This is a genomic window from Aureispira sp. CCB-QB1, assembly GCF_000724545.1.
Taxonomy (GTDB): domain Bacteria; phylum Bacteroidota; class Bacteroidia; order Chitinophagales; family Saprospiraceae; genus Aureispira.
Genome location: NZ_JHBV01000014.1, coordinates 289,374 through 297,560 on the forward strand (window position 1 = coordinate 289,374; position 8,187 = coordinate 297,560).

At 37.4% G+C, this 8,187-nt stretch carries 2 protein-coding genes; one reads left to right on the top strand and one right to left on the bottom strand.

The window, feature by feature from the left end; all coding sequences use genetic code 11:
- Positions 1-291 precede the first annotated feature (291 nt).
- On the bottom strand, positions 292-2,412 hold the full coding sequence (locus CG11_RS06255) for a S9 family peptidase (protein ID WP_156039674.1): 2,121 nt from the start codon (positions 2,410-2,412) through the stop codon (positions 292-294).
- A 747-nt stretch (positions 2,413-3,159) separates the two neighbouring features.
- Between CG11_RS06255 and CG11_RS06260 the strand changes: the two genes are divergently transcribed.
- Positions 3,160-8,187 (top strand): right-handed parallel beta-helix repeat-containing protein (locus CG11_RS06260; RefSeq protein WP_052594214.1); only part of this gene is annotated, 5,028 nt, incomplete at its 3' end.

Consider the following 8,187-nt stretch of genomic DNA (forward strand, 5'->3'; position numbering starts at 1 on the left):
CATCGTATGTACTCCGTTCTGTTAATCGTTACTTTTGTGAAAAACTAAAAAACTAAGCTTGCCGAGTAGGCTTGTGCTAGTAGCACAAAAGAGTAGAACGAGTTGACGCAGCACAGCTAAGTATTATTACAAAATACCCTAAAAAATAGAAGTTGCTTAAAACTAGTTTTAAACAACTTCATAGAACTTTTTTATTAAAAATAGGCAATAGATATTAAGAAGAATGTTTAATACCCACCTTATACATTACTCCGTTGAAAAATCGTATTACTTATATAGAGTTTGAGTCTATTATTCTTTAATGCCTTCCAAATCTAACAAAAAGGCATATTCTAAGGCAATTTCTTCATAACGTTTAAAACGTCCAGAAGCACCACCGTGCCCCGCTTCCATATTTGTATGCATCATAAGCAAATTGTTATCAGTCTTTTTATCTCTAAGCTTAGCAATCCATTTGGCAGGTTCCCAATATTGGACTTGAGAGTCAAACAAACCTGTTGTAATAAGCATATTGGGATAATCTTGCTCTTTTACTTGATCATAAGGAGAATACGACAACATATAATCATAAGAATCTTTGTTCTTAGGATTTCCCCATTCATCAAACTCATTAGTCGTCAATGGAATCGTCTCATCTAGCATGGTCGAAACAACATCAACAAATGGCACGGCAGCAATAACACCATTAAATAACTCTGGCGCCATATTAACCACTGCTCCCATCAATAAACCACCAGCACTTCCGCCCATTGCATATAAGTGTTCTTCAGAAGTATACTGTTCTCCAATTAAGAATTTTGCACAGTCAATATAGTCGTTAAATGTATTAATTTTCTTAAACATTTTACCGTCTTCATACCATTCACGCCCCATTTCTTCACCACCACGGATATGAGCAATAGCCCAAGCAAAGCCTCTGTCTAATAAACTTAATCGAGTCGAGCTAAACCAAGGATCCATCGAAGAACCATAAGAGCCGTAAGCATAGAGCAACAGCGGATTTTTTCCGTTTAGTTCAAAGCCTTTTTTATAAACGATAGAAATTGGGACTTTTTTTCCATCTCTAACCGTTGCAAACAATCGCTTGGTGACATATTGATTAGGGTCATGTCCTCCGACTACTTCCGTTTGTTTTTTTAGTTCTTTAGTGTGTTCTTTCATATTGTAATCATAAACAGAACTAGGCGTCGTTAAAGACGAATAGCCAAAGCGAAGTTTGTCGGTATCAAATTCTGGATTATTACCAACATACGCTACATAAGCCTCTTCACCAAAATCAATACGATGCTCTTTTTTAGTTTTTTGATTAATAATTTGAATAGAAGTAGCCGCATTGCCTCGCTCACTAATGACCAAATAGTCTTTAAAAACTTCGATGTCTTCTAACAAAACATCTTTGCGATGTGGGATGATTTCTTTCCAATTCTTTTTTGCAGTTGCGTTTTCAGGGGTTTCCATCAAGCGGAAATTCGTAGCATTCCAGTTGGTTACAATATAGAATTTATCATTGTAGTGGTCAATGCTATATTCGTGATTGGGTTCTCTTTTGGCAAATTGCTCAAAGACACCTTCAGGGGTATCTGCATTTAAGATGTGGTAATCACTAGAAATGGTACTACTATTATAAATGATAATGTATTTACCAGATTTAGATCGACCGACACCGATATAAAAAGAAGGGTCTCGTTCAAAATACACAATAAAGTCATCGGCTACATCTGTTCCTAATTTGTGCCTGAGAATTTTTTCAGATAAGAGCGATATTTCATTTTTGAGCGTATAAAAGTAGGTTTTGTTATCGTTTGCCCAAGCACCACTGCCATCTGTTCCATTGATGCGGTCTGGCAAAAACTCACCTGTTTCTAGGTTTTTGAAACGAACGGTATAAATTCGTCGGCTAACAACATCTTCACAGAATGCTAAAATTTTATTATCAGGACTTACATTTAGACTCGTTGCAGCATAATAATTGTGTCCTTCTGCCAATTCATTGACATTTAACATGATCTCTTCTTTGGCATCTAAACTTCCTTTTTTACGGCAGTGAATTGCATATTCTTTGCCTTCTTCAAACTTGGTATAATACCAATAGCCATTTTTAAAATAAGGTACAGAAGCATCGTCTTTTTTGATGCGATCGACCATTTCTGTATAGAGCTTCTCTTGCAATGGCTCTGTGTGCTTCATCTTGGTTTTTAAATAAGCATTCTCAGCATTCAAATAATCCAAAACTTTTTGAGTTTGAGCATCTGGAGTCTTGGCATTTTTTTGATCATCTGTCAAACGCATCCAAAAATAAGGATCAATTCTAGTATGACCATGCGTAACAATAGCAGAGTCTTTTTTGTCTGCAATAGGAGGCATGAGGTCTGTTTGGGCTGTGATAGTAGTATTTTCTTTTTCTTTTGACATCTCTTTACAGGCGTTTAGCGATAAGCTAAATAGAATAATAGCTAAATAATAAAGTATTGTACGAAACATAATTATTGTTTTCTAATCGAGGATAAATGTACTCTTTTTAGAGTTCAAAATCTTATAAGATTCTAATTAATTAAGAATTGAGTTCTAAAATGGGCAATGAATTACCTAAAATAAGGCATAAAAATAAATAGGATATTGTTTTAGGTGTTTTTTATTTAAAATAATAGATAAAGTGACAAGAAAATAGGATAGTACGACCCAGAAACTGGTTTTTAGATTCTTTTATTAGAATTTTGTTTTTGCTGAAAAGCAGGGGAAAAGAATATGCCCCTTGAAAAGGTAACAAGAAGTAAGTCCCCAGTGGTGTCATTGTGATTGGAATGGAGGAATAGGTGGTTTGCTTTTAACTGTTAGATAATAAGAGCCCTATATAAAAATAATAATAGTATGAAATATAGGTCATAATATTTTGGGGTTGCGTTGTAATGCTTAAATAGAGCATTTTGAATTGGAAAAAACTGATTTTTGAAGAGAATAAAAACTTCAAAAAAGCAAATAAAAAAAAAAGAAAAAAAAGGTCTCAAAAAGGGTCTAAAAAGAACAAAAAGCCCAAAAAAAACTTTGTCACAGAGGGCTTAAAAGTGTTATAAATTTGTTATAGTCACAAAAAACGGCTATTTTTACTAATCGTTAAAAACAAAATTTATTTCTTTTTTTGTAGTACAAAAACCTAAGTTTATGACTTATATTATTGACAAAATAAGGAGCATACAATTATCCGTTTTGGTCGTATGTTTCTTATCATCTCAGCATGCTACAGGGCAATTATCCCTACCTTGGACAGAGGATTTTGAAGGAGCAACAGCTGGTAGTTATACCACCAATCAAAATCCCGTACCTGGTTTGTCGGGACCTGGATATAGCTGGGAAGTACAGTTGGGAGCCAATGGTCGTGCTCGCACAAATGCAGGCGCAGGGTTTTATAATGGTGGAAATCGAGCATTGACCCTTGATGCTGCCGTGAGTGGAACCGTAGCGATTAATTATTTGATTGCTAATTTAGATTTATCTAATTATGGAGGCTCCAATGATTTGGAATTGACCTTTAATTATGCCAACCATGGCGAGGAAAGCAGTCCTAACGATCGTGTTTGGATGAGAGGTAGTTCTTCTAATGCATGGGTACAAGTTTATGATCTTTATGCCAATCGTCCTTCAGTAGGACAGTATGCACAAGTTGTGTTGGATATTGATGACTTGATGCAAACAGCAGGACAAACAATTACTTCTACTTTCCAAATTCGTTTTGGTCAAGAAGATAATTTTGAAGCAACAAGCCCAACTGCTTCAGATGGATTTACATTTGATGACGTTAGTATAACTGGTTCTTTGCCATTGCCTAATAATGCTGGTATTACAGCAATGTTGTCACCTGTTTTGGGGGCTGTAGCGGGATCTTACCCTGTTGATGTTACATTAAATAACTTTGGTAACAATGCTTTAAACAATGTAACAATTGAATGGACTTTGAATGGAACCGCACAAACTCCTGTGAACTTTACAGGACCTGCATTAGCACAGTCTACTAGTACCACTGTTAATTTATCAGCAAGCACCGCTTTTGCTTCAGGTTTAACAAATCTGAAGTTTTGGACTAGCAATCCTAATGGAATGCCTGATCCAGATAATAATAACGATACTCTAGAGACCTTTTTCTGTACAGGTTTGGCAGGTACTTATACTGTTGGTACGGCTACTTCTGATTTCCCAACTTTTCAAGATGCATTAACAGCATTGTATGGTTGTGGTGTTGGTGGTCCTGTCACCATGCAAGTACAAGCAGGAGCGTATACAACAGCTTTGACAATAGATCGTCCTATTCCTGGAATTAGTGCAACGAACCGAGTGACTTGGGATGGTTCTGGGCAAGCGGCTAGTATCACTGTTAATAGCGGAGCAGCAGTAGCTTTAGATGGTGCCGATTACATCACCATTCAAAACTTTCTATTGGCCAATACATCTACGACACAAGGGTGGGGGGTATTGTTGACCAATACTGCCAACCACAATGAAATCTTGAACAATCGTATTCAAATGGCAGTTACGAATGCCTTTAATACATCAGGAATTGTTGCAACAGCTTCTTCTACATCAGTAACTTCTAGTGGGAACAATGCTAATTACACACTGATTGAAGGAAATGTTATTACAGGAGCAGATAGAGGGATTTCTCTTTATGGGTCGTCTACAACTTCTCTATATAATAGTGGAAATATTATTAGAAACAATGATATTTCAGATGCAGACAACTATGGAATTTATACTTATTACCAAGACTCTCTATTGATTGCCAATAATAATATTCATGATTTTCCAAGTACATTCCATTATGGAATTTATACATACTATTTGATGAATTTTGATGTGGTCGGTAATAATGTTCATTTAGAAGATTATGGGATTTACTTCAATCGTTCTAATTCTCAAATCACTCCAACACGTCAAGCATTGATTGCCAATAATATGGTTAAGTCAGCTAATGACAGAGGGATTTACTTGTTTTTTACAAGGGAAACAGATTTCTATCATAATACAATAGTTTCAGGAGCTTCTGCCTGTGTATGGTCTAACTTTGATAATACAGTAGATGTTAAAAACAATATTTTTGTAAGTACTAGTACGACGAATTACGCTTTTGAAACGTTCTCATCGAATACCTTTTCAGATATGGATTACAATGTGTTCTATACGAACCCTGCGAATCCAAACTTGATAGATTTTGGTTCTACCTATGCTGACTTGACTGATTGGCAAACAAATGGCGCCAACGGTTATGACCAAAACTCTCTAGAAGGCTTACCAACATTTTACAGTGCAACAGATTTGCATGTGGATGGCGCATTTTTGAACGACAGAGGAATTGCAACAACTGCTGTTACAGTAGATATTGATGGTGATGTTCGTCCAGCTACTGGAGCTGCTTCTGTTGATATTGGAGCTGATGAGTTTACGCCGCCAACGAATGACGCTGGAGTAGCAGAATTGGCTAGTCCTACGTTGCCAATTACAGGAGGTTTTGCTTCGGTAGAGGTTGTTGTTAGAAATTATGGAATTGTACCTCTAACTTCGTTTATGGTAGGTTGGACAATTGATGGTAATACGCAGACCAATGTACCTTATACTGGGACACCAATCCCAGTTGGTGGAAGTGCTAACATGACGTTAGCCAACTTAAATTTCCCTGCTAATACAACTAATTTGAGCTTCTGGACATCTATGCCTAACGGTGTAATTGATGAACGTTTTAGCAATGATACATTACATGTAAATGTATGCCCTGGTTTATCAGGAACCTATTCTGTTGGACATGCTTCGGCAGACTACCCAACAGTAGGTGAAGCCTTAGATGCGTTGATGAGTTGTGGTATAAGTGGTCCTGTTACAATGGAATTTGTGGCAGGAACGTATGTTGGTCCTTGGGTAATCAATGAAATCCCAGGTGCAAGTCTTACAAACACGGTGACATTTGATGGATTAAATGCAGCAGACGCTACGATAACACATGATGCTTCTGGTCCTAATACAGCTGCAACTGTGACGTTGGATGGAGTAGACTATTTCACTATTAAGAATTTTAGAATAGAAAATACAGGAACAACAACGCCTGCTTATGGTGTCTTGTTGACAAACCAAGCTAATCATAATATTATTGATAATAACCAAATTGTCGTGCCTATTGGGACTCCTTCAAATGTAGTTGGTGTTTTGGCATCTAATAGTTATGCAGCTAGTGTTGGTACAGCTTCGGAAGGAAACAATACAAACCATACAACTATCATCAACAATGATATTAGTGGAGGTGTTGCCAATATTATTTTAGAGGGAGGTGTTTCCAACTCTGAAAATATGGGGAACAAGATTATGAATAATAATATGCATGATGCTGATGATTATGGCATCTATGTCGATGAGCAAGACAGCATCGTAATCAGTGGTAATACAGTGTATGATTTGGGAGCTAGCGGTGCTGATGCTTTGCAATTGTACGATATTCAAAATTTCTCTATCACAGGAAACGATATTACTTCAAGAGATTATGGTATTGCTATTTTTGGAGGCTTTTCGGATAAAGTAAGAAATGGTTTAGTTGCCAATAACATGGTGCTTTGTGGTGCTGGTGGTGAAGCATTTTATATGCGTGAAGCTAGTTTGATCTATGTCTATCACAATACATTTAGCGCAACACGTGCTTGTTGGTTGGACAATCATCTAAACATTGATTTGCGTAACAATATCTTAAATGCTACAACAGGAGAATGTTTCTATACATTAGACCCTGTTAGTATGAGTGGAATGGATCATAACTTGTTCTTTATTAGTGGTACAGGAGGTAGAGCCGTTCGTTTTGGTACTAATACCTATGCTACATTGGCTGACTGGCAAGCAAGTGGAGTTGGATACGACTTAAACTCTGTATCTGGAAACCCTAACTTTGTCAATGGTTTATACTTGGGAGGTCCTCTGGCTGTAGATACAGGAGATGTTAACCTAACCTTACCTATTACAACGGATATTAATGGAGATATGCGTCCATTGGGTTCTAAGCCAGATATTGGTGCAGACGAACATATTATTATTGCTAATGATGCAATGGCAGTAGGCTTAAAATCGCCCAATGGTTGTGGCTCACCAGTAGATGATGTTATTATCCAAATTGCCAACGTAGGATCAACTTTGATTTTGAGTGCTCCAATTACAGTGAATGTTACAGGAGATGCTACCGCAACATTTAATACAACTCATCCTATTTTAGTATCAGGAATAACGATTGATAAAACAGTTGGTACGATTAATACAGAAGCAGGAGGACAGTATAACTTTGAGATTATTATTAGCGCAGGAACAGATTTGAATCCTAGCAATGATACTTTCAGAACAACTGTTAATATACCACCTAGTAACCAAATGGCTTTGTCTATGACAGGCGATACTTCGGTTTGTGCCAACAATACTGCAATGGTATCTGCTGTTGCAAGCTATGTACCATCTACTATTATGTGGTATGATGCTCCAACAGGCGGTAATTTAGTGCATATAGGAGATGCCTTCACAACTCCGAACCTTTCTGCTAATACCATGTATTACGCGGAAATTCAAGGATGTACTTCACCTAGAGCGGTCGCAACAGTTAATGTTGATAACAATGGAATTAACATTGATCTGGGAGCAGACCAAACTATTTGTGGAGGTTCTGCAGCTACTTTAACACCAACAGTTACCATTTCTCCTGCAACATCTTTGTTGTGGTCAGATGGCTCGCAATCTGCTTTTATTGAAGCAACAGCGACAGGTATCTATACGGCAACAGTAACCAATGCTAGTGGTTGTACGGATACCGATACGGTAGAGGTGACGGTATCAGCAGCTCCAGCAATAGCAGATGTTACAACGAATGTATCTTGTGGAGGTGCGGCAGATGGTGCAATTGATTTGACCGTATCTGGTGGTACAGGTCCTTATGCATACGAGTGGAGTAATGCGGCAACAACTGAGGATTTATCAGGTATTTCTGGTGGCTTTTACAATGTAACAGTTACGGATAATGGAACGGCCTCTAACTGTACTTACGTGACGAGTTTCCAAATAACAGAGCCAGCAGCTCTATCTGTAAATGTGAATACAGCGGGTGTGGCTTGTAATGGAAATGACGGTACTGTAGATATTACTGTACAAGGAGGAACACCAAACTATAGTTACAATTGGTCT